This window comes from Lactobacillus sp. ESL0701 (assembly GCF_029433445.1).
Classification (GTDB): Bacteria; Bacillota; Bacilli; order Lactobacillales; family Lactobacillaceae; genus Lactobacillus.
Map to the genome: position 1 here is coordinate 1 of NZ_JAQTIC010000012.1, position 1,867 is coordinate 1,867.

Sequence of the window (1,867 nt, forward strand, 5' to 3'; positions counted from 1 at the left end):
GAAGGTTTAGTAAGATAATAAACGCTGCTGAGGGAGTTGAAAACTTCTTCAGGAGCGGGTCAGAAAAAAGTTCTTGACAAAAGAAATTGCTTCTGTTAAAATAAAGAAGCGCTGATGTAACTCATTACATCAGCGGGTAGTACCTTGAAAACTGAACAATGTTTTCGCAAAGTGTGCGGGTGTAAGAACCCAAAACAAAAAAGCGAAGTCAATTTCGCAAGCAAATAAATCCGAGATGCAAATCTTGGAACGAATGAGCAAACATTCAAACAAACATTAAAAATGAGAGTTTGATCCTGGCTCAGGACGAACGCTGGCGGCGTGCCTAATACATGCAAGTCGAGCGAGCAATTTTAACGGAATACCTTCGGGTAGGAAGCTAAAAGCGCGAGCGGCGGATGGGTGAGTAACACGTGGGTAACCTGCCCTCTAGATTGGGATACCATTTGGAAACAGATGCTAATACCGAATAAGAAGTAAGATCGCATGATCTAGCTATGAAAGGCGGCTTTCGAGCTGTCACTAGAGGATGGACCCGCGGTGCATTAGCTAGTTGGTAAGGTAACGGCTTACCAAGGCGATGATGCATAGCCGAGTTGAGAGACTGAACGGCCACATTGGGACTGAGACACGGCCCAAACTCCTACGGGAGGCAGCAGTAGGGAATCTTCCACAATGGACGAAAGTCTGATGGAGCAACGCCGCGTGAGTGAAGAAGGTTTTCGGATCGTAAAGCTCTGTTGTTGGTGAAGAAGGATAGATAGAGTAACTGCTATTTATTTGACGGTAATCAACCAGAAAGTCACGGCTAACTACGTGCCAGCAGCCGCGGTAATACGTAGGTGGCAAGCGTTGTCCGGATTTATTGGGCGTAAAGCGAACGCAGGCGGGAAGACAAGTCAGATGTGAAAGCCCTCGGCTCAACCGGGGAATTGCATCTGAAACTGCCTTTCTTGAGTGCAGAAGAGGAGAGTGGAACTCCATGTGTAGCGGTGGAATGCGTAGATATATGGAAGAACACCAGTGGCGAAGGCGGCTCTCTGGTCTGTAACTGACGCTGAGGTTCGAAAGCATGGGTAGCGAACAGGATTAGATACCCTGGTAGTCCATGCCGTAAACGATGAGTGCTAAGTGTTGGGAGGTTTCCGCCTCTCAGTGCTGCAGCTAACGCATTAAGCACTCCGCCTGGGGAGTACGACCGCAAGGTTAAAACTCAAAGGAATTGACGGGGGCCCGCACAAGCGGTGGAGCATGTGGTTTAATTCGAAGCAACGCGAAGAACCTTACCAGGTCTTGACATCTAGTGCAATTCATAGAGATATGAAGTTCTCTTCGGAGACACTAAGACAGGTGGTGCATGGCTGTCGTCAGCTCGTGTCGTGAGATGTTGGGTTAAGTCCCGCAACGAGCGCAACCCTTATTATTAGTTGCCAGCATTAAGTTGGGCACTCTAATGAGACTGCCGGTGACAAACCGGAGGAAGGTGGGGACGACGTCAAGTCATCATGCCCCTTATGACCTGGGCTACACACGTGCTACAATGGTTAGTACAACGAGGAGCGAACCTGTGAAGGCAAGCGAATCTCTTAAAGCTAATCTCAGTTCGGATTGCACTCTGCAACTCGAGTGCATGAAGCTGGAATCGCTAGTAATCGCGGATCAGAACGCCGCGGTGAATACGTTCCCGGGCCTTGTACACACCGCCCGTCACACCATGAGAGTCTGTAATACCCAAAGCCGGTAGGATAACCCTTCGGGGAGTCAGCCGTCTAAGGTAGGACAGATGATTAGGGTGAAGTCGTAACAAGGTAGCCGTAGGAGAACCTGCGGCTGGATCACCTCCTTTCTAAGGAAGAGCGAATAGGTG

1 rRNA gene is annotated in these 1,867 nt (G+C 49.2%); it reads left to right on the forward strand.

Going from position 1 to position 1,867, the window contains the following annotated elements:
* Positions 1–278 precede the first annotated feature (278 nt).
* A 16S ribosomal RNA gene (locus PT281_RS07760) occupies positions 279–1,846 on the forward strand.
* Positions 1,847–1,867: the final 21 nt, after the last annotated feature.